Annotated in this window: 13 protein-coding genes, 1 tRNA gene and 1 other RNA gene; 2 read left to right on the forward strand and 13 right to left on the reverse strand. The window is 56.1% G+C overall.

Annotated elements, in window-relative coordinates; translation table 11 throughout:
- Positions 1-31: 31 nt before the first annotated feature.
- On the reverse strand, positions 32-1,501 hold the full coding sequence (gene mqo / locus C3B54_RS08445) for a malate dehydrogenase (quinone) (protein WP_104914106.1): 1,470 nt from the start codon (positions 1,499-1,501) through the stop codon (positions 32-34).
- Between the two features lie 47 nt (positions 1,502-1,548).
- Here mqo and C3B54_RS08450 point away from each other — a divergent pair, with 47 nt between their 5' ends.
- A complete protein-coding gene (locus C3B54_RS08450) occupies positions 1,549-2,334 on the forward strand; it encodes a sulfite exporter TauE/SafE family protein (RefSeq protein WP_158665616.1) in 786 nt (261 codons plus the stop codon).
- Here C3B54_RS08450 and C3B54_RS08455 read toward each other — a convergent pair whose 3' ends face one another.
- The 10 genes from C3B54_RS08455 to ffs all read right to left on the reverse strand — a co-directional run bounded on the left by C3B54_RS08455 (position 2,335) and on the right by ffs (position 17,254).
- On the reverse strand, positions 2,335-3,375 hold the full coding sequence (locus C3B54_RS08455) for an aspartate-semialdehyde dehydrogenase (RefSeq protein ID WP_104914108.1): 1,041 nt from the start codon (positions 3,373-3,375) through the stop codon (positions 2,335-2,337). It lies immediately after the preceding gene.
- Positions 3,375-4,640: an aspartate kinase gene (locus C3B54_RS08460; protein WP_104914362.1), complete on the reverse strand. Its 1,266-nt coding sequence runs from the start codon at positions 4,638-4,640 to the stop codon at positions 3,375-3,377. Before C3B54_RS08460 ends, C3B54_RS08455 begins: the two co-directional genes overlap by 1 nt.
- Positions 4,641-4,738: 98 nt before the next feature.
- Positions 4,739-5,602 carry a hypothetical protein gene (locus tag C3B54_RS08465; RefSeq protein ID WP_158665617.1) on the reverse strand — a complete coding sequence of 288 codons (864 nt, stop codon included), beginning with the start codon at positions 5,600-5,602 and terminating at the stop codon, positions 4,739-4,741.
- Positions 5,603-5,672: 70 nt separating this feature from the next.
- On the reverse strand, positions 5,673-6,266 hold the full coding sequence (gene recR, locus C3B54_RS08470) for a recombination mediator RecR (protein ID WP_104914110.1): 594 nt from the start codon (positions 6,264-6,266) through the stop codon (positions 5,673-5,675).
- The gene (dnaX, locus tag C3B54_RS08475) at positions 6,259-8,343 is read right to left on the reverse strand and encodes a DNA polymerase III subunit gamma/tau (protein ID WP_104914111.1); all 2,085 of its coding nucleotides are present in this window, start codon (positions 8,341-8,343) and stop codon (positions 6,259-6,261) included. The genes recR and dnaX overlap by 8 nt, the downstream gene beginning before the upstream one ends.
- Positions 8,344-8,539: 196 nt before the next feature.
- Positions 8,540-9,370 carry a sulfotransferase family 2 domain-containing protein gene (locus C3B54_RS08480; protein ID WP_104914112.1) on the reverse strand — a complete coding sequence of 277 codons (831 nt, stop codon included), beginning with the start codon at positions 9,368-9,370 and terminating at the stop codon, positions 8,540-8,542.
- 2,173 nt (positions 9,371-11,543) lie between these two features.
- Positions 11,544-12,712, reverse strand: a protein-coding gene (locus C3B54_RS08490) for an IS3 family transposase (protein WP_425440304.1) whose coding sequence is annotated in 2 segments (ribosomal slippage) — positions 11,544-12,452 and positions 12,455-12,712 — 1,167 coding nt in all. Because the reading frame shifts where the segments join, the coding sequence is not laid out codon by codon here.
- A gap of 1,140 nt (positions 12,713-13,852) precedes the next feature.
- Positions 13,853-15,007 carry an acetate/propionate family kinase gene (locus C3B54_RS08495; RefSeq protein ID WP_104914114.1) on the reverse strand — a complete coding sequence of 385 codons (1,155 nt, stop codon included), beginning with the start codon at positions 15,005-15,007 and terminating at the stop codon, positions 13,853-13,855.
- Complete coding sequence (pta, locus tag C3B54_RS08500) at positions 15,004-17,127, reverse strand: phosphate acetyltransferase (RefSeq protein ID WP_104914115.1); 2,124 nt, start codon at positions 17,125-17,127, stop codon at positions 15,004-15,006. Before pta ends, C3B54_RS08495 begins: the two co-directional genes overlap by 4 nt.
- Positions 17,128-17,158: 31 nt before the next feature.
- An RNA gene (gene ffs / locus C3B54_RS08505) (signal recognition particle sRNA small type) lies at positions 17,159-17,254 on the reverse strand.
- A gap of 45 nt (positions 17,255-17,299) precedes the next feature.
- On the opposite strand from ffs, the gene C3B54_RS08510 reads away from it, so the two are divergent.
- Positions 17,300-17,387: transfer RNA gene (locus tag C3B54_RS08510), tRNA-Ser, on the forward strand.
- A 450-nt stretch (positions 17,388-17,837) separates the two neighbouring features.
- Here the strand turns inward: C3B54_RS08510 and C3B54_RS08515 are convergent.
- Complete coding sequence (locus C3B54_RS08515) at positions 17,838-19,028, reverse strand: IS481 family transposase (protein ID WP_104914116.1); 1,191 nt, start codon at positions 19,026-19,028, stop codon at positions 17,838-17,840.
- A 261-nt stretch (positions 19,029-19,289) separates the two neighbouring features.
- Complete coding sequence (locus tag C3B54_RS08520) at positions 19,290-21,239, reverse strand: acyltransferase family protein (protein ID WP_104914117.1); 1,950 nt, start codon at positions 21,237-21,239, stop codon at positions 19,290-19,292.
- Positions 21,240-21,460 lie beyond the last annotated feature (221 nt).

Genomic DNA, 21,460 nt, shown 5'->3' on the forward strand with positions numbered 1-21,460 from the left:
AGTGGTGTTCTCGCGCGCCGCGAGCGTTTCTCTAGAGCTTCAGCACCTTCGCAGTACGAGACATGTCCGACGCCAAGGCGCTAGTAACCCCGGAGGATGAATCTTCACCGAAAGCCGGAATCATGTTTTTTATCTGAGGCGTCCACTTGTCGATGCGGTCCGGGAAGCAGGTGGTCAACACATCGAGCATGATTGCCGTTGCCGTTGACGCCCCCGGTGAGGCCCCCAGTAGTCCAGCAATAGAACCGTCAGCGCTGGAGACCACCTCGGTGCCAAACTGCAGCACCCCACCCTTTTTCTTATCGGGTTTGATGATCTGAACACGCTGTCCGGCGACTTCTGGAACCCAATCTTCTGGGTTGGCGTCGGGGTAAAAGCGATACAGCGCCTCAAGGCGCTGTTGCCTCGAGGCAAACACTTCGCCGATGAGGTATTTCAGGAGACCAAAGTTTCCCAGCCCCACAGCCAACATGGGGATTATGTTGTGCCAGCGCAGTGAACCGAAAAGATCCAACCAGGAGCCGTTTTTGAGAAATTTGGGAGTAAAGCCCGCGTAGGGACCAAAGAGCAAACTCTTCTGGCCTTCCACAACGCGCACATCGAGATGAGGCACTGACATGGGGGGCGCCCCCACCTCAGCCAAGCCATAAACCTTGGCGTTGTGCTGTGACACCACTTCCGGGTTGTCACACTTCAACCATTCACCACTGACGGGGAAGCCACCGTAACCCCGAATTTCGGGAATACCTGAGCGTTGCAGAAGCGGCAATGCCGCTCCACCCGCCCCCACGAAGACAAAATCAGCTTCGATAAACCGCGGAGTGTGGCCCAATTCATCGCGAAGGGTCAACTCCCACCCTCCGATGGATGTCTTCTTGATGTCACTGACTCGAGTGTTAAACATGAATTCGGCACCGCTGGCCGCCAAATCGCTGGCAAGCCGGTCGGAGAGCCCACCAAAGTCCACATCTGACCCGCTGACAACCCGCGTGGCGGCCAAACGCTCACCTTTCATGCGACCATCAATCACCAAAGGGGCCCAAGTGGCGATTTCGTAGGGGTCTTCGCTATATTCCATCCCGGCGAACAGGGGGTGGTTTTTTAGGGCCTCAAACCGGGTTTTCAAAAACGCAATGTTGTCTTCGCCAAAGACCACAGACATGTGGGGGCTTTGGCGAATGAACATCGAGGGGTCTGGAATCCGACCTGATTCGATCAACCAGGACCAAAATTGGCGCGAGAGTTGGAACTGTTCATTAATCACGACCGCTTTATCGATGGTGACTGAACCGTCAGGCTGCTGCGGGGTGTAGTTCAGTTCGCACAGTGCCGAGTGCCCAGTGCCAGCGTTGTTCCACCCGTGACTGGATTCCATTGCCACGTCCGGCATCTTTTCCACAATGACGATGCGCCAGGAGGGCTCCAACTGATTAATCAGTGTGGCTAGCGTGGTCGACATGATGCCGGCACCCACCAACACCACGTCTGCTTTGTTCTCCACGCCTCCATTCTAGGAGGCACTACCTGGTGCCCCACTACGCTGTGGTTGTGACTGAACCCCTCAACAAACCCCCTGTAGTGGCCCTGTTGAGTGTGGGAATTATTGGTGGCCTACTGGCCGGTTTTTTCGGTGTCGGTGGCGGCATCGTGATGGTGCCCCTGCTGTTGGTCTGGGCCAAAATGGACCAGCGCAGGGCGCAAGCTTCTTCACTGCTCGCGATCGCACCAGCTGCCCTGGTCGGTACCGCCAGCTACGCCGTGGGCGGTGTGTTCCCCATCCTTCCGGCCCTTCTCGTCGCACTGGGAGCCCTTGCCGGGGCCCAAGTGGGTGCCTGGTTACTTCGCAAACTGAGCCTTGGCTGGCTGGAGTGGACATTTATTGTCTTTGTGGCGGCAATCGCGACCGTTGTCGTGTTCACTGTTCCAAACCGCGGGGTGAGCCTGGAGCTTGATCTCGTCACAGCCGCCGGCTTAGCCGGAATTGGCGTGGTCATGGGCATTGCGGCGGGACTTTTTGGCATCGGGGGCGGCATTATTGCTATTCCCGCCCTCATGATCTTTTTTGGCGTGGGGGATTTGGAAGCGAAAGGTGTTTCGCTCATTGCGATGGCCCCGGCAGCACTATCGGGCAGTGTGTCTCACCTGCGACACAAAGTGGCCACCTTGCGCGATGGCCTCTGGGTGGCACTTGCCGCACTGATTGCTACACCGCTGGGCTCTTTGGGCGCTTTCATTATTCCGGAACAACTTGCCAACATCATCTTTGGTGGCTTTGGTCTACTCATTGCCACCACCCTGCTCATTCGAGCCATTCGCCGGCGACGAAACCCCTAATTAGCTGTTCGCCCGCGCCGCGAGAATCTCGGCAATTTGGACGGCGTTGAGAGCCGCGCCTTTGCGCAGATTATCGCCACTGACAAATAACGCCAGGCCACGTCCGTCAGGCACGCCTTCGTCCGTCCTAATGCGCCCCACCAAGCTGGGATCAACCCCGGCCGCTTTTAAGGGTGTGGGCACCGCCTCAAGCTGAACTCCCGGGGCGTCAGAAAGCAACTCTGTCGCACGCTCCGGGGACAGCGGCCGATCAAACTCTGCGTTGATTTGTAACGAGTGGCCAGTAAACACCGGCACCCTCACACAGGTGCCACTGACCAAAAGCTCCGGGATATCCAGGATCTTCCTGGATTCAAACCGGAGCTTTTGTTCCTCATCGGTTTCGTGCAGGCCGTCATCAACCAAGGCTCCCGCGAACGGCAACACGTTAAACGCGATCGGTTCAGCAAAAACTTGTGGGTCAATCCACTCCACCGCGTCACCCGAATAGGTGAGACCCTCTAAATCTTTCGAGACAGCGTGGTGTGCCATACCCGACAGTTCTCTCACACCGGCAAGCCCTGCACCAGAAACAGCCTGGTAGGTCGACACGATGAGCCGGCGAAGGCCGGCCTCATCGTGGAGGACCTTCAACACCGGCATGGCTGCCATCGTCGTGCAGTTGGGGTTTGCCACGATGCCTAAAGGAATCTCATCCAGATGGTGAGGGTTTACTTCCGACACCACGAGTGGCACGTAGGGGTCTTTTCGCCACGCACTGGAGTTATCCACCACGGTGACACCGGCTTCTGCAAACCGCGGAGCGTGAGCCCTTGAGGTTCCTGCACCGGCGCTAAAAATGGCAATGTCGAGACCGCTGGGGTCAGCCTCGTCGAGGTCTTCGACCACCACGGTGTGGTCTCCCACCGTGAGGGTCGACCCGGCGGAGCGAGAAGACGCAAACAGTCGAAGAGACGTGAAGGGGAAATCCCGCTCTCCCAGCAGGGCGCGAACTACTTGGCCTACCTGGCCGGTGGCACCGACAACACCGAGGGCGACCATTAGCGTCCCGTCCCTGCATGGACGGTGGCGTCGGTGTCCGCATCGAGACCGAACGCTTCGTGGACGACCCGCACGGCTTCGGGCAAAATATCGGCGCGAGTGACCACGGAAATGCGGATCTCACTGGTGGAAATCATTTCAATGTTGATACCCGCATCACTTAGTGCGCGAAAAAGCTGCGCGGAAACACCCGCGTTGGTCCGCATTCCCGCACCCACCACGGAGAGCTTCCCAATGCCTTCGTCGTAGATGAGGGAATCAAAACCGGCCTCGGCCTGCTTGGCCCGAAGGGCGTTCATCGCCCGCTCGCCATCTTCTTTGGGCAGGGTGAAAGAAATATCCGTATGTCCGCTTTGTTGGACGGAAATGTTTTGCACAATCATGTCGATGTTGGCGCCCACGTCGGCCACGATGGTGAAAATATCTGCGGCCTTACCGGGCACGTCTGGCACACCGACTACCGTAATTTTCGCTTCGCTTAAATCACTGGCTACGCCAGTGATGATTGGTTCTTCCATGCGACTTCCCTCCCGGGGGGTACCAATCCATGTTCCCTCATCGTCACCAAACGATGAGCGCACATGGAGGGGAACCCCGTGTCTTCTCGCAAACTCCACCGCGCGGATATAGAGCACTTTCGCCCCAGATGCCGCCAATTCCAACATTTCTTCGTAGGACACGTGATCGAGCTTTTTGGCCTTGGGCGCAATGCGCGGATCAGCGCTGAAAACACCATCGACGTCAGTATAAATCTCACAGGATTCAGCACCCAAGACCGCAGCCAACGCCACAGCAGTGGTGTCCGACCCACCCCGACCCAGTGTGGTGATGTCTTTAGAATCAGTATTGAACCCTTGAAAACCCGCCACAATCGCAATCGCACCCTCATCGAGGGCCTGGCGCACACGAGTGGGCGTGACATCAACAATTCGGGCTCGACCGTGGTCGGCATTGGTCATCATGCCCGCTTGGCTTCCCGTGAACGACCGAGCATCCAAACCCAAGTCCCTGATCGCCATGGCCAACAGGGCCATGGCGATGCGCTCACCGGTGGTGAGCAGCATGTCCATTTCCCTGGAATGCGGATTTTCCGCCACCTGGTGGGCTAAATCGATGAGTTCGTCGGTGGTGTCACCCATGGCGGAGACGGCGACGACCACGTCGTGGCCTGCTTTTTTGGCCTGTGCAATACGCTTCGCGACGCGCTTAATACTGGTGGCGTCGGCAACCGACGAACCACCATATTTTTGAACGACAAGACCCACTGACACATGCTCCAAGGGTGGAGGAGAACGACAAGACTGCGCTGACTAGTTCCATTTTAGGCGCAATACCCGTTCGACGCAGACCGATTAGTGAGCACCTAGTCCAGATGGTGGACCATAAAGCGTCGCCGTTTAGGAATACGAAGGCTCACCAGCTTGTTGAGTTCCTGGACCGGAGTGGGAATTCGTATGCCCTGGGTGCGCACAAGTTCGCCTACTCGGAGCCCTCCGTACTTGTTACCTTTTTTCATCGCATAGTTATTGGGTAGGTGGTGAATCCGCGCCGCGCCTGGAATCCCCCCATCGGCACCAACTCTTATAAACGCCCGGGAAAAACATCCCTTCGGAACATTCGAATAAATCAGACCTTGTGTTGCTTTTTCTCGAATAGGCCAGGTTCCAGAGTCCGGACTTTGGGTGGGTGACTGCAAGAACTCCGCCATGAGCTCTTGGTCCATCAGGTAGGAGGCCTGGTAGGGGTACCTGAGGTTTACCCAGTACCCCTCACTATCAATCAGCCTCGGCAAATTACCGATGTGCGCGCTGCGGTACACGTCTGAGCTGTAGAGATGGCCATCTGGCCCTTCTTCGACACGCAAAAAGGACGGAATGAGTGAAAAAGGTCGGAGAACTTCGCGAGCCTCGAGCCAGTAACGAACGTTTTCGGGCGTCACCTCAAGGTCATCTTCCACGTAGAGGAAATGTGACACCTCAGGTCGCGTGCGATAGAGCTCCGCAAAAATATCCCGGTGGAACCACGGCAAGAGCAACGGGTGGCCCAAATGGCTGGGCACGACAATGTGGAGCTCAACACCGTTAAAGACTTGGTGAATCTTTTGGTGCGCCGCCTCGTCTCGGGTATTGGTGACCACCCAGACGCTTGTCTGGGTGGCAAGGTGCGGATAGTGCTGTGCAATCTGTTCTAAGTAGCCAAAACGTGACTCGTCGTAAAAAAAAGTCACGGCAACTGCAAGATGGCCATTTAAGGGGGCTGCACGAATCTCATGTGTTGAAGTCTGCGGTTCTTCGGGATTAGACACTGCGCCTCCCCGCAAACGCCCGCCCCAGCGTGACTTCGTCGGCGTATTCCAGGTCGCCACCGACCGGCAGACCGCTGGCCAGGCGCGAGACGGTGAGACCGGGCTGTTCCAACATTCGGGAGAGGTAACTGGCGGTTGCTTCACCTTCCAAGTTGGGGTCAGTAGCGATAATCACTTCGGTGATGGCGCTGTTTCCTAAACGCGCCATCAATTCGCGAATACGCAACTGGTCCGGACCAATTCCATCTATGGGACTAAGCGCTCCGCCCAGCACGTGGTAGCGACCGCGGTATTCCCTGGTGCGCTCAATAGCCCACACATCTTTGGCTTCTTCCACCACACACAACACCGTTTCGTCTCGCCTAACGTCTTGGCAGATGTCACATTCGGTGTCAGTGGCTAACATCCCGCAGGTGTCACAAAAGCGCACCCGTTCTCGGATACTCGCCAGCACATCAGCGAGATCCCTGGGGTCATAGTTCGGATTTTGTAGCACGAAGAACGCGATGCGCTGTGCGGACTTAGGTCCGACACCGGGTAGCCGACCGAGTTGCTCAATCAGCTCACCAATGGTGCCATCAAACATCGGCTTCGCCCTGGCCAGACATTTCGCTGAGGATTTCTTCCCCGATTAGTTCGCCGCCCAAGACTTGACGCAAGACCGGTTCACCGCGGGTCGCCAGAGGTGGCCCGGAGGATCCCTTCGCATTTTGTGACGTGGCCGACGCGGATGCTGTGGGGTCTGACTTCGAATCAGCCTCGGCGCTCTCCGCGCCGGGCTCCTCAGGGGATTCCTCCACTAAGCTCGCGGGTTCTGTATTTTCCGGCGCAGATCCAGCGCCCTCGGTGGTCGCCATCGAATCCTCTTCGGAAACAGCAGGAGAGGCATGTGCGGATGTTTCAGATTCAGAAGCAGCAACACCGGCCGTCTCATCACTATTGCCGCCGGAATCACCCGAACCACTGGAATCACTACCTGGCTTGGACACCACTGGCCATTGGGATGTGGCATTAGCACCGGGAGTGGGAACCTGGTGTGGCTCTAACTCAGCAATCGTGAAACGCACACGGTGTCCCGTGTGCTGGTAAATGGCATCTCTTAGAAGGTCTGCATTAGGCAGCGGACTGCCTGGCCCTTGGGGTTTTTTGAGAATTTCCGCATCAGATCGTTTGGCAAAACCAACAGTCAAGACATCAGCATTGAGGGCAACCGGGGTTGTTTCAGACAGCACGACCCACAACGAGCGTTTTTGTTCACCCACGGTTTCGACAATGCCGGACCACCGCTCGACCACTGCCTCCAAGGTCCACTCGGCAAGCGGTTCAACGGGGGTGGCGAAGACCTCCTCCGAAGCTACGTCTGAAGTCGGAGGTTCGATTGAGGCTTCTGGCACCGAAGGGGCTGTTGAACTGTGTTCGGGTCCAGGCCCGCTACCTGGGCCAGCTTCCGGAGCCGCTGTGGAGGCTTTCTGGTCTGCTGGCTGGTTGGTGGCAGAAGCTGGGCGATCAGCCGGTGTGGCGGCAGGCACATCAACCGACCTGCCAGCCGACCCATTAACCGAAGCATCAGCCCGCACGAGAAGTTTGGCCACCATCAGCTCCAATTGGAGCCGTGGGGCGGTCACCCCCGACATGTGCTGCAGGGTGTCACTAATCTCTCTGCCCATTGAGGCGAGTTGGGCTGGTGAGAACCATGAGGCTTGCTCCTGCCAAATCCCCAAATCTCCCTGGCTCACGCCAGGGAACAACTCGTGGGCTTCAGTGCCTGTTGCTTGGATGACGATGATGTCCCTGATGTGGGCAAGGAGGTCTTCCACGAAGCGCCTCGGGTCTTGACCCGACTGCATCACCGAATCGAGTGATTGAAACGCTACCGGGGCGTCTTTGCTCGCAAACGCCGCCACGACCTCGTCAAGGAGAACACGGGGTGTGTAACCAAGGAGGGCTTGCGCACCCTCCAAGGTTATGGCCTGATCGCTGGAGCCGGCGATGAGTTGATCCAGTAGTGAGAGTGAATCCCGTACCGAGCCACCCCCAGAGCGCACCACGAGAGCTAAAACACCCTCTTCGATGGTGACCCCTTCAGATTCCGAAACCTGTTGGAGGTAAGCCAAAAGTTCTGCAGGGACGACCAGTCGAAAGGGGTAGTGGTGTGTGCGGGAGCGAATTGTCGGAAGAACTTTGTCCGGATCGGTTGTCGCGAAAATGAACTTCACGTGTTCTGGTGGTTCTTCCACAATTTTCAACAGCGCATTGAAGCCCTGCTGGGTAACCATGTGGGCTTCATCGAGGATGTAAATCTTGTATCGATCACGAGCCGGCGCGAACACGGCCCGCTCGCGCAGTTCTCTGGCGTCATCGACACCGTTGTGACTGGCGGCGTCGATTTCCACCACGTCGAGCGAGCCACCGCCATCCCGTGAGAGCTCCACACAGCTTGGACACTCCCCACACGGAGTGTCCGTCGGGCCTTTGGCGCAGTTCAGACAGCGCGCCAAAATGCGCGCTGACGTGGTCTTCCCACAGCCTCTCGGGCCGGAGAAAAGGTAGGCGTGGTGGCTGCGATCTGAGGTGAGGGCGTGACGGAGTGGACCAGTGACGTGAATCTGGCCGATGACCTCCTGGAAGGTCTCCGGCCGGTACCTGCGATAGAGCGCTGCCACAGCGTTGAGCCTATCGTCAACAGGAGTGAGCCTTAATTAATTACCCCAGTGACCTAATGGAAGCCCTCAGTGAACTTCGATTTCCGGCTATCGACGGCTGGTTACCAATGTCAACTAACGGGGAACGTGCGGGGAATTAGCGAGGATAAATCGCTCTGGGTGTCGTTTCGTTTTGGCCAATGAAACGGAAGAAGAGTTAGAGAGGTGGTTCATACCCCAAGAATTCAAAATCAGCGCTGTAGATGCTCGCGATTAGTTCTTTCGCCCGCGTAGATGGGGATGGTTTGTCTCCAGTTGACCTATTAAGAAAAGGAATTTGAATTTTTTTTTCAAGCTTCTCGGAAAGTTCACTAATGGAATTAGAAAGATTTTCAATGCGGTACACCTGTGACGGCCCCGACCACTCTGACTGTTGGAGCCAGGCGACTTGCGGAGCAGCATGAGTCATTCGAGATTCCATAAAGCCCCCAATTTGCGGTCTTTCTCTCTTTACGCACAAAAGGAAGTCCTCAAACTTCCAAAAAGCCGGGATGCGTTTAGTGGCCAGCGCATAGCGATAACTCGAAATCGCTCGGTCAACCGGATCGCGAACAAGGACAAAGCTGAAGGCGTCCGCCAACTCATCTGCATTCAACAAACCCTTTTTTATGAGCCAATCTGGATTGTGGTGTGGTATCACAACCCGGGTCGACCTGATTCCACGACCTGGTTGGACTGCCTCGAATCCTGCATCCGAAGTAAGAGCGGCCCGCAAAGAGGTCCCCCCGGTTTTCGGGATATGAATAAACACAGCCGCCATGGAATCGGCAGAAGCGAGCTTTATCGGTCGCCACGCCTGCAAATTCTTTTTCTCAAGTACGGCAGAGCTGATTCGCTGGCGGCAGGGAATACAAAAACGAGTCCTGGGTGGCTTGAAAAGCCAGCAATTTCTAACTTTTCTAAACTTCCGCAATATGCGTCGTCTGACTACCTTCAAAGCCGCGCTGATCCCAATTTGGGCTTCTTGAACAAAATTCCAAAATCCCACGAAAGATTCTCCTTTTAAGCGCTCCGTGGCAGGCCGACGAGCGACTATTGAATCTTACTTGCCCGGCCGGTGCTGCAAACTTTAGTGCCTCCTAAATATGGGGTGCGAAGCCCTTTCAATTAGGGTCTGCCTACACGGCTTTCATGATTGATGACTCATCTCTCGGCTGCAAGTTCGGAATGGTGCAGGTTTGGTTGGCCCCCGTGGCCTGACGCTATGGTTTGATTTCCACTTTGGCTAATCCGGAGCTTCGGGTGGACGCATGAAGACCAAACTCAATAACTACTGGATGGAGTTTCGCCGGGGCACGATCCAGTTTCCTCTAAGTCGCGGGCCGGAGGTTGCCCGCGAGAAGTTGCCGGCTGCATGCATTAATTTACTTTATGCGATTCGATTACTTTGTCGGCTTGGTCGAAACCCAGCGATTTCGACGACCAGGTCAAACCGAGAATCACGCCAACGCGGATCGGTGAATTTTTTGAATGCAATAGGCGTGTCCGGCTGTTGGCAGAAGAAGTGGAAGTGTCGAAGCCTGATCTGGCGTATCTCTCCGAAGGGGCTCTGCCGGGGAAAGGAATTCCCCACGCCAAAGCAAGCCCTCTGCTCATGGGATTCCCCTCGCGATGTCCTTTCGGGTATTAACGCTTGCCCATGCACCGCGTTACCTCTTGTTTCGGGAACCAGTCGGCAAAGTGGAGAGACTTCGAGAACAGCGAATTGTCACTCTCCGTGAATCTGATGGGGAGACGCCGGATTTGGATGTCTGCCCCTAGTCGCCCTAGCTCGCCAGATCGAGCCTCCAACGTTGGATCGGGCCGCATGGCGGTTCTGGCAACGAGTCCACCATCATGACTGCCATCGTCAATCAGCGCAAAAAATTGGGAACTAGCACGGCAGGTTCGTGCGCAACGATCTGGTGCAATCAGCAGTCACACAAACTGCCCCAAACGATATGTGGCCCGCGGACGTTACGGAGCATCGGACAAAAAGAACGGCTTTACCCCGACACCATCCAGGACACTTTATCCAGGCCCGCGGTCGGGTATTCCGTCGCGGCGCAAATTAGGCCCACCTTCGGGTCAATGCGCCGAATAACGTGGTTACCAGACCCCGCCACGACTCTGAACGGGTGGTCCACCCGGATTGAGGCAGTCGGCTCCACAGCAAGAACTGCCTTCAGGCTCTGAGGTATCGCGGACTTGTTGGGTCATTAGAGCGAGCAGATCCGGCAGTAGAAACGCCGTCAGGGAATCATTCCTCGCCGGTTGCAGCAAAACGTCGTTGGCCGCTGCCAGCGGACAACTCGCCGGCAGCGCGGGTTAGAAATCGTGTTCTGGATAGAGCGCGCCTACCCTGGCAAACGCTCCCAAGCAACTGACTTGAACCCATTCCTCGGTCCAAAACCATGAGAGTTTTCTTGCTGTCGACTTTTGCTGGCAAGAAGACCTTGAGCATCGTGACCAAAAAGAAAAGCGGCACTCGCCGGAGCAAATCGCTCGCAAAATCCAGGACGCTGATCAGTTTTCCGCCGAGGGCGGTGACGTTGCCGCAGTGTTGAAGGAGCTGAAAGTTACTCAGGCGAGGTGTTACTGTTGGCGGAGCCATTACACCGGCCTGAAAGCTGAAGATGCCAAGAATTGACTCAGCTGGAGAAGTAGAATCAGAAGTTGAAGAAACTGCTTGCTGAAGCAGAACTCGATAAAGCTTTGTTGGACTGGTTGGCTGAGCGGGTCGCCTAAGCCCGACGAGCAAACTTCGGGCCGTGATTCACGTCATCAACACGTTTGATGCCGGCCACCCACTCGCGTGTCGACTAGCCGCGCTGTCCCGGCCCGCTCTCTGCCGCCTCTTGAAAGGTGGGCGCCTTGATGACCCAGATCCCCCCTTAGCAGGATTTCGGCGGAAACATGACGGTCGGACCACTTGGACCGAAATTAAGTGACCGGTCCACTTGCTTTTCATTCAAACCCATACCCAAAAGTGTCCAACCAGTCTGAGTATAAAGATGCCACAATTGCGCGCTCGCGCCGCGAATAAAAAGACCTAAAATCCGAGGCGGCGCGCGGGCGGGTGTTCATTTTAAAGGTTGGCACCGTCTGGACTGGTAGGCCTAACTTCAGCGACAGAGAACTCAAATCCTGGGCCTGGTGCACGTTTTGGTGACATGTAGGGTTTAGGCTGCGTGGCCTGTTTCAGTGGTCATTTTTGCTTCGTATTCGATGGGTGTCAATCGCCCTAACCGGTCTTGTCGCCGGCGGCGGTGGTATTTCGTTTCTATCCAGGTGACGATTGCTTGCCGCAGTTGGTCACGGGTGTCCCAGGTTCGCCGGTCGAGGACGTTTCCTTGGAGGAGGGAATGGAATGATTCCATCGCGGCGTTATCCGCCGCGGATGCGACTCGACCCATGGACAAGATCAGTCCATGCCGGGTGAGGACCTCCTGGAATGCCCTCGAGCGAAACTGGGATCCTCGGTCGGCGTGAACAACACACCCGGTGACATCACGACGTCTGGCGACCGCGTTGGTGATGGCAGAGGTGACGAGTGTTGCTGTCATCCTCTCGGAGATGGAATAGCCCACAATGCGGTTCGAGAACACGTCTTTCACCCCGCAGGCATACAGCGTTCCCTCGCGCGTTTTATGTTCAGTGATATCGGTGAGCCATAACTGGTTGGGCCCATCAGCGGTGAAGTCACGTTTCACCAGGTCGTCAGCAACAGCAGGGCCAGGCGTCTTGCCCGACCCACGCTGTTTCCTGCCGATTACTGAACGAATGCGTTGCCAGGAGGCCAACTGCCACGCTGTTCGACGACTCATCGACCAGCCACCCTGTTCTGCTTCATCACGCAGCAGCCGATACCCGTATTCAGGGTCAGCCCGGTTGGCATCCACCAAAGCGTTGAGCTGATGCGCTTGCGCCCACGCCCGATCAGACACTGGAGTGTCTAACCACTGGTAATAGGGTTGCCTGGCCATTTTCAACACCCGACACGTCACCGTCACAGGGACACCCTCCACGGCTAGCTCACGAACGAGCGGGTACATCATTTTGGGGAACCACCCAATTTCAGATTCGCTTGCGACAAATACGCTGCCGCGCGACGCAACACCTCGTTTTCCTGCTCCAACAGGCGAGTGCGGCGACGCAACTGCCGCAACTCCTCCACCTGGTCCTTGGTCACACCATCACGGGACCCGTTTTCCACCTCGTCAGCCTTCAACCAGTTCGATAACGTCGCCGGGGAAATACCGAAATCCTCAGCGATTTTCTTCCTCGGCTCACGACTACTACGCGCAATTTCCACCACGTCACGGCGGAACTCTTCAGGGAACGCTTTCATAGCAACATCCTTCCAGGAACACCCCACGGTGTTCACATGTCAGATGTCACCAAAACGTTCACCACCCCCCCTCTCTCAACGTCTCATATCGGAGTAGCTCCCAAGTTGAATCGATCTCGGTGGCAAGTGCGGCATTGTTTGGGAGGCGCCGATAGTCCCGAACAAAGTCACCAAAAGTCCTACGGGTTGTCGCCCTTCGGGATCTCCAAAAAAATTCCGAGACGACCAAGTCAAAAGGGTTCCGTATGTTCACTACTTTCAGAGAGCGATTCCAGAAATTGGGCCCCACACACGCTCTGATTTCCTGAGGAGTACTGTGATTTCTGGTTCCTCGGATTCGAACCGATCGGGTCGGCATGAGCTTGTTCCGCAGGCACAAGAGCGTCGTTTTGTAAAGTGGGGCGACATCTCGCTGAAGGCGACTAGTGCACCAGCCATCTCGATAAAGCACAAATCCCTGTTGCTCTTGAACAGGAGGCTGTGTGGGCCACAAAGCAGCCTGTAGGTAGGCCTCTGTGGACGAACCGGCGGTTTTGTGAGTCTTAACGAAAACGACGCCATAGCTAAAATTGACTAACATCGTGACAACGTTATCGAACAGTATGTCTCTGGTGTGATTGACCTGCCTCTCAGGCGGGCGACGATTTTTAGCTTGGCCTGCCAACATACCTCAAGAAGAAAAATGCAAATTCGTCACCTCAAACACTTTCCGGTCCCAGGACATAGGAAGACCCTGTCGTGCTACTTAGGAATAATTCATTGGCCGACTTGAGCCATGCACAACACCCGACTAATCATCACCGCGACCTATATTAGGAACCTGACACAACAACAAACAGTCGTCAAATACGGCGCCTTACAAAGCTCAGTCTCCGCACTCACCACACGCTAGAAAGAAGAAGGTGAAGCGGCTTTCGCGCACTCTGCGGGGACAAAAACCCAACCAACCCTGCTTAGGCGGCAAAAAGGCACCCGCTAACTCTACGACACCGGTGTCCATACTGGTTCTTGGAAACCCGCCTGACCGGAGGACAAGCCAAAAAGACCGGCCGCAGAAATAAGAAGAGACCCAAGACCGTAAGTTCAGATTATTCCAATGCTTTGCGACATCACACACCACCTAAAAGCCACGTCCAACCCTCAAGGGCGTAAATCGGTTTTCTTTCTTGCGCTCTCGCAGTGGCGTGTAGCAATTCGGGCAATATGGAGCTCTTCATTGGTGGGTATTACCCACAGCGACACCGAGGAACCATCAGCAGAAATAAGCCGGGGTTCACCTGACTCAGCCTTATTTCTGCTCTCGTCTATATGGATTCCGAGACCCTCTAGGTCAGAAACTGCACTTAAGCGAAGTTCTGGGCTGTTTTCGCCAATACCGCCGGTGAACACGATGGCGTCTAGACCACCCAACTGGGCGAGGTAGGCCCCCAGGTAGTGCTTGGCCCTCCACGTCCACACGTCAAGGGCGTGTAAAGCATCGGGGTCGCCGTGTTCTGCGTGTTCGTAGAGGTCTCGCATATCGGAATGACCGGACAACCCCAGCAGGCCGCTGTTGCGGTTCAGCACCTCATCAACCTGCTCTGGACTTAATCCCGCTTCCCTTTGCAAATACAGGACCACCGAGGGGTCAATGTCCCCAGAGCGTGTGCCCATGACTAGGCCTGCCAGTGGGGTAAGCCCCATCGATGTATCCACGGCAACACCGCCACGGACAGCAGCCACCGAGGAGCCATTGCCCAGGTGAAACGACACCACCCGCACGGGCTTTTCAGACGGTGGCATGAGCCTCGACAATTCACCCGTCACGTAGTCGTGACTGGTGCCATGGAATCCGTATTTACGGATTCCATATTTCTCCACCAGGTCGCGAGGAAGCGCGTAGTCATATGCGGCAGGAGACAGCGTGGAAAAAAACGCGGTATCAAAGACGGCCACCTGGGGTAACTGCGGCATCACTTCGGTGACGGCATGAATCCCTTCCAGATTTGCCGGATTGTGAAGGGGCGCCAGGGCTCTGACTTTTTCAATTCCTGAAATCACGTCCTGGTCGATTAATACAGGTCTCGTGAAGCGGGCCCCACCGTGGACGACCCGGTGACCCACAAGATCAAGTGACACGTTGGCTGGCAGGGAGGCCACGATGTCCGCAATCGCTTCCTTGTGGGTAGCAAAGTCGCCCCCATCGATTCCGACACGGTCCCTTTGGCCCTTGTCGACGACCTGCTCTGAGGGCAGGTCAATGACTTGGTATTTCACGGACGAGGAACCAGAGTTCACGACCAGGACTTGGGTCATGAGGCCACCGCCTCATGACCTTGGGCTTGAATTGCGGTGATGGCGACCGTGTTCACAATGTCTCTAACGGTGGCGCCGCGGGAAAGATCGTTGACGGGTTTATTGAGCCCTTGGAGTACTGGACCAATCGCGATGGCCCCGGCACTGCGCTGGACCGCCTTGTAGGTGTTGTTTCCGGTGTTCAGGTCGGGAAAAACAAAGACTGTGGCACGGCCGGCCACATCAGAGTCTGGCATCTTTGTCCGGGCCACCGTGGGCTCGGCTGCGGCATCGTATTGGATGGGACCCTCGATGGGCAGATCGGGCCGCAGCTTTCGCAAGAGCGCTGTTGCTGTGCGAACCTTTTCTACTTCAGTGCCTCGACCGGACTCACCGGTCGAGTAAGAAAGCATCGCCACCCTGGGTTCAATACCGAACTGTGCGGCGGTTTGCGCCGCACCAGCGGCAATATCGGCTAGTTCTTCTGCCGTGGGCTCTGGCACCACGGCACAGTCGCCGTAGACCAACACCCGATCGGCTAAACACATGAAAAAGACGCTGGATACGACAGAAACTCCGGGAGTGGTTTTGATGATCTGAAAACTGGGTGTAATCGTGTGGGCGGTGGTGTTTACCGCACCAGAGACCATGCCATCTGCCAACGCCAGGTGGACCATCATCGTGCCAAAAAACGACACATCCACCACAATGTCCCGCGCCTGCTCCACGGTCATCCCTTTGTGTTCGCGCAAACGGAAATACTCGGCCGCGAAGCGCTCGCGCAAACCCTCATCAAAAGGCGAGAGCACATTTGCGCCCTCCAAACTCACACCCAATTCGCTCGCCCGCGAGCGAATTTCCTGCTCATCACCCAGCAGGGTGAGGCGAACGACGCCCCTCGCTAAGAGGGTGGCGGCCGCCCGAATGATCCGATCGTCACTGCCCTCCGGCAACACAATGTGTTTCAGATCCGACTTCGCGCGCTCGAGTAAGTCATATTCGAACATGAGGGGTGTGACCACATCTGATTTCGCCACGTTGAAGCTCTCCAGCAGCGACTCCGCATCCACGTTGTCTCGAAAGAGAGCCAACGCAGTGTCGTATTTCCCCTGCGAATCTGCTGCCATTCGCCCCCTCGCGCCGGTCACCTGAAGCACAGTCTCATACGTATCCGATTGGGTCTGAATAATCGGCAACCGGGAGTGCAGACCAGATAACAGCGACGAGACCACCTCGGGGATCTTCACACCGCCATAAAGCACCACCCCGGCGAGGCCCGGGAAGTTTTCACTCTGGTGGGCCAATACGACCGCCATCAACACTTCGTAACGATCGGCGGGGACCAACACGAGATAACCCTCTCGAAGACGGGTCAACACGGTTTCCAGCTCCATGGCGGCTACCATCACGCCGAGCGCCTCCCGCCCCAGTGCTTCCTGGTCGCCCTGAACCAGCTGGCCATCGACGGCCGCAATGACACTGGCGACAGTGGGCGATACCAACACACGGTTTTCCGGAACGGTGGCAACAAGAAGACCTGAAGCCACTGCGCGTAACGCTTCTAGGATGGCCTCCTTATCGGAGGGCTCTGCCCGGTTCACAATGACCGCAACGGGGCGCGCATGGGCTTCGCGAATTTCTGCCAACGCAGAAGATGCAACCCTTGCAACATCTTCGGCGCTTCTCGCCGGTGCGGAGGCAAGACCTCTGTGCGCCTGTTCCGCAGGGTCCCTTCCGGTTACCACCAAGACCACAGGGATGCCCAGATTGGTCGCAATCTGGGCATTGAACTCGAACTCGGTGGGATTACCCACATCGGTGTAGTCGGAGCCTAAAACCACCACAGAATCGCAGCGCGCTTCCAGCGCGCGATATTTCCGAACTATCTCGGACATGGCGGCGTCTGGATCTGTGTGGACCTGGTCGTAGCTCACCCCCACGCAGGCGTCGTAATCCAGATCGACAGCCTCGTGGGAGAGCAATAGCTCTAAGACGTAATCCCTATCGTCACCGGAGCGGGCGACGGGACGAAAAACCCCCACTGTGGAAACCGTGCCGGCGAGCGCGTCGATAAGTCCCAGGGCTACTGTGGATTTTCCCGAGAAGCCCTCGGCCGCTGTGATGCACACACCGGAAGCCATAGCTACAGAGTACGCGCCACTGGTGACCTCAAAAAACGACTCCCCGCGCACCCACCAGAGCCCAGCGACCCTTGCTACGTTTCCGTCCTGGGGGATTGACCGAGATGGCGCCACGCGAGGAGCCAACCTCAAGTCTACCGTTAGGATTGGGAGGGCCCTTCGGGGCAGAGCCGGAGGATTCGCCTAGTGGCCTATGGCGCACGCTTGGAAAGCGTGTTGGGTTAACGCCCTCGGGGGTTCGAATCCCCCATCCTCCGCCAATGTGGTGTCTCACGACATCGTTGATAGATGTCTCGCGACATAGTTGAGAGTTGTGAATTTCCGCGGGATCCCTCTTACGCCGGCTTCTCGCGTGGCGATCGCCTCTTCTCAGGGCTGGTAGGCGCAAGCTTGCCTGCCCTTTTGAATACGGGCAGGCAAGTTTGAAAAAGGGTGAGAACGGCTGCTTAAAGGGACATGGCGCTGCGGAAAAGGAACGCTCGGCAGTAGCCCGTTATGAACCTCAGAGATGGATTCCTGCTACCTCGAGATAGGAACTATGTCGTGACACATCAAAAAGTGAACCCCCATTCCTCAGGAACCCCCGCGTGCGCAATATCAACGATGTGGTGAGACAGATATCAACGATGTCCTGAACCTGGACACCCCATCCTCCGCCAATGTGATGTCTCAGGACATCGTTGATAGATGTCTCGCGACATAGTTGATATTCAAGGGTTCGCTGCGTCGCGATTCGGCCAGCGTCCTGCGGGTTTGAGTGTGTTGGGCCAGTAGTTCTTTTCAGGGTTGATGTGGTGTTGGCTGAGGACTTCGCCGGTGGTGAGTTCTGTGATGGTGACCGTGGTGTCGTCGATGAGCATGAGGACTCTTTTTCGTGCGTTTTCGACTCGGCAGCCAAGGTGGTGCATTTTTCCGGCGCGCCTTAGTGAGCCTTTGCCTTTGGGGTCGAGTCGGTCGATGCGAATTCGGTAGTGGGTGGCGTCTGCTGGGGTGCGTGGGGTGGCTTTGGGTGTGGAGTGGTAAGCGTGGTCGGGTGTCTGGCCTTCTAGGGACCTGTGGGGTCTTTTGGTGTTGTAGGCGTGTTGGAACTCGTCTAGTTGGTGTTGTAGTTCGTGGAGGTTTTCCGCGGGGGGCCTGGCGGCGAGCCAACGTTTCTGGGTTTGGTGGAAGCGTTCGATTTTGCCTTGGGTTTGGGGGTGGTTGGGGGAGCCGTTTTTCTGTCGAATACCGAGGGCTGCGGGGAGGTATTCGAAACCGTTTCGTCCTCCGGTGAAGCGGGAGGTGTAAACACTTCCGTTATCGGTCAGGGTGGGCTCTGGCAGGCCGTAGTAGTCAGTGTTTTGGGTGAAAGTATCGATCACGATGTCTCCGGTGATGCGCGGGTGGGCGTGGAGGGAGAGTAAGAATCGGGAGTGGTCGTCCAACCAGTTGATGATTTCAATGTCGGTGCCGTCCGCGAGTCGCCAGTGGGTGAAATCAGATTGCCAACACTCGTTGGGTTGGTCGGCTTGGAAGCGAATGTAGGAAGACTTGGGGCGTTTTTTGGGTTCGGGAATGATCAGGCCAGCCCGTTTCAGAATGCGACTAATTGTTGAGCGAGACGGTGCGGGGAGGCCCTCATGGATCAGGCGGTCTCTGATGGAATGGGGGCCTGCATCGAAACCCTCGTGAGTGAGTTGACGGCGTAATTCAAGGACGCGATTAGCGGCCTCGGGCGCAGTGTGGTTTTTGTTGCTTCGGGGTTTTCGGGAGCGGGGTTCTAACCCGGCGTCGCCCTCGCGTTCGTAGCGGGTGACGAGCTCGTGGACCCATTGCCACGAGACACCATATTTTCGTGCGACCTCAGCTTTCGTGAGGCCTTGCTGGACGACAGACAGAACAATTACCCGTGACTTTGACATTCCTCATTCTGCTGTGAACGGTGTCGTGACACATCAAAAAACGAACCCCCGAGGGTTTCGATAACCTAAGAAGCGACTATCAACGATGTGGTGAGACAGATATCAACGATGTCCTGAACCTGGACACCCCATCCTCCGCCAATGTGGTGTCTCAGGACATCGTTCACATTCGGAGCTTGTACAGGCGAAAAATCCTGCGGCCAATTGGGAAGATTGCGCGAGGAGTGCGCCTTGGGGTTTCATGACTTCGCACCCTGAGATCTACCGAATGGAATGCCCTATTTTTTCCGCTATTTGGGTTGCGACAAGCTCCGAGCCTAAGAGATTCAAGTGATCATTGTCTCGATACACGACACCGTAATCGGGAACGTCCATTGTGCAGAAGTCTCCTTCGCAGAATAGGCCGTAGGTGTCCATCAAGTAGGCCGATTGGGATGATTCGACGACGGCCTCTAAGTCTTTTTGCACTTCTTCGCGGCTGAATTCGATGGCTTTCACCGGAAAGTCACACTCTCGTGGGGCAAAAATGTAGGCGCTGGTCTTGCAGTTGTCAGGATTGAATGGGGCGGTCGGAATGTCGTTGGTAATGATGACCCGTTTGCCGGCGTCCTCCAGTGTGGCCACTGTGGTGGCAAGTTCGTCAACAGGCACCCCAAACAACATCCACCAGTTGGAAATCACCACCGTGTGAATACTCCCTGACTCAGCAACGGTGTGGAGGATGTTCCGCATTTGCGCTGAACTGCCCGCGACGGCAAGTTCACCTGAGCGGATGTAATACCCGACATTTTCTTCTGGCAGGGCTGTGGCAAGACCGGCAAATAGGTGCTCAGCGTGACTGTCTCCCACCAATGCCACGCTGAGGCCTTCGGTTTCTTTCGATTGTTGGCATCGCAGGAAGCCCTTCCATCTGTCTGCTTCGTCTCGAATCGCTAGGGGAAGACAAGGAAAAAAACGTTCTTCGACCGTCTCATGAAAAAGGTCGTGCCCGACATCACCAGGCACGGTATCGATCACCCCTTGCCGTTCGAGGGCGTCTCGATAGGTATCGCCCGCAACGGACCACAGCCCTGCCACAAGAAACGGCGTCACCCCCAAGGCCACCGCGCGAACGCTTACCCGGCTACTGACCGGCCATTGTCTGCTTCGAAATTTGGTTTCTACCCAGTAGTAGGAAATCACGCTCGCAAGCAAAGAGAGTCCGACGACCGCAACCATCCGTTGAGGGTTGTTGGGAAAACCAAACTCCTTCGCGAAATATAAGACGGGCCAGTGCCAGAGATAAAGCGAGTAGGACAAATCACCCAACCAACGCAACGGCTTAATTGACAACGCCCCGTTGAGTGATTTTTCGCCTTCAACCATTCGAGATCCAGCGACGATGAGAAGCGCTGTCCCCACAGTGGGTATCAGGGTGGTGAGCCCCGGTGTCGAATTGTCTTCGCTCACAAAAAACAACCCGAAGGCAATTGCCAGCAGGCCCACGGTTGCAAGGGTGGCACCCATAGCCCGAGGGAGGGCACCGAGCCTCCGAACCACCAGTAGTGCGAGGATGCCTAAACCAAACTCCCAAATCCGCGGGAGTGGCGAATAAAAACCCAACACGTCCATCTCCCCAAGACCCGGCACTCTCACTTCCCCGAAAGACAGAGCAAAGGAGAGCACCGAGATGAGCAGTACGGTCACAAACAGGAGCACGTCTCGAGGAGGCTTGCTCTTACGAGTCCCCGCGCCGAGTGCGAGGAGCAGTAGCGGGAAGATGAGGTAGAACTGCCACTCCACACTCAGAGACCAAGTGTGGATGAGCGGATTCATTGCGGGCGCAAACCCAAAATAGCCACCGGAGAGATCAGCGATCACAAAGTTGGACGTCCCGAGTAACGCCGAAGCGCCCGTCAGAACAGCATTTTCTTGAATGGCCGGCGATGTGAAAACGAATACGGCCAATGCCATGGTGACCAACACGACAATTGCAAGAGCAGGAATCAGGCGAAAAAAACGCCTGGCAAAAAACTTTGCCCACCGAATATGCCCATCGCTCTCCCACTCATGAAGCAAAATTTGTCCGATAACAAACCCTGAGATGACGAAGAAAATGTCGACGCCCAAAAAACCGCCCGGAAAGAAAATTCCAAGGTGGTACGCAACGACCGCAACAACAGCAATCCCACGGAGTCCCTGGAGGTCGGGCCTAAAAGTTCTTTTACTCATTACCACTCACTATTTGTGTGTATCGCCATTGACGCTCGGCCTCACGCGGCCGTTGATATATAGGCCTTTTCAGCGTAGTAGGTCGGCTCATTTCCGCCTGGTGACACTCCTCGGATTGGTCAGTGCGGCCGTTTGGTGTTGTAACACCAACCTCTACTCGAGACTCGAGGATTCTACCTACCCGAAAGTTCTCGAAGAAGGCCATTTCTTGGTCAGTTCGG

Source organism: Pontimonas salivibrio, from assembly GCF_002950575.1.
Classification (GTDB): Bacteria; Actinomycetota; Actinomycetes; order Actinomycetales; family Microbacteriaceae; genus Pontimonas; species Pontimonas salivibrio.

What these genes read in the sequence shown, in the direction of transcription:
- C3B54_RS08515 (WP_104914116.1), bottom strand. Translation starts at nt 19,028, where the DNA reads ATGTCAAAGTCACGGGTAATTGTTCTGTCTGTCGTCCAGCAAGGCCTC.
- recR (WP_104914110.1), bottom strand. Translation starts at nt 6,266, where the DNA reads ATGTTTGATGGCACCATTGGTGAGCTGATTGAGCAACTCGGTCGGCTA.
- C3B54_RS08455 (WP_104914108.1), bottom strand. Translation starts at nt 3,375, where the DNA reads ATGGTCGCCCTCGGTGTTGTCGGTGCCACCGGCCAGGTAGGCCAAGTA.
- C3B54_RS08520 (WP_104914117.1), bottom strand. Translation starts at nt 21,239, where the DNA reads ATGAGTAAAAGAACTTTTAGGCCCGACCTCCAGGGACTCCGTGGGATT.
- C3B54_RS08495 (WP_104914114.1), bottom strand. Translation starts at nt 15,007, where the DNA reads ATGACCCAAGTCCTGGTCGTGAACTCTGGTTCCTCGTCCGTGAAATAC.
- pta (WP_104914115.1), bottom strand. Translation starts at nt 17,127, where the DNA reads ATGGCTTCCGGTGTGTGCATCACAGCGGCCGAGGGCTTCTCGGGAAAA.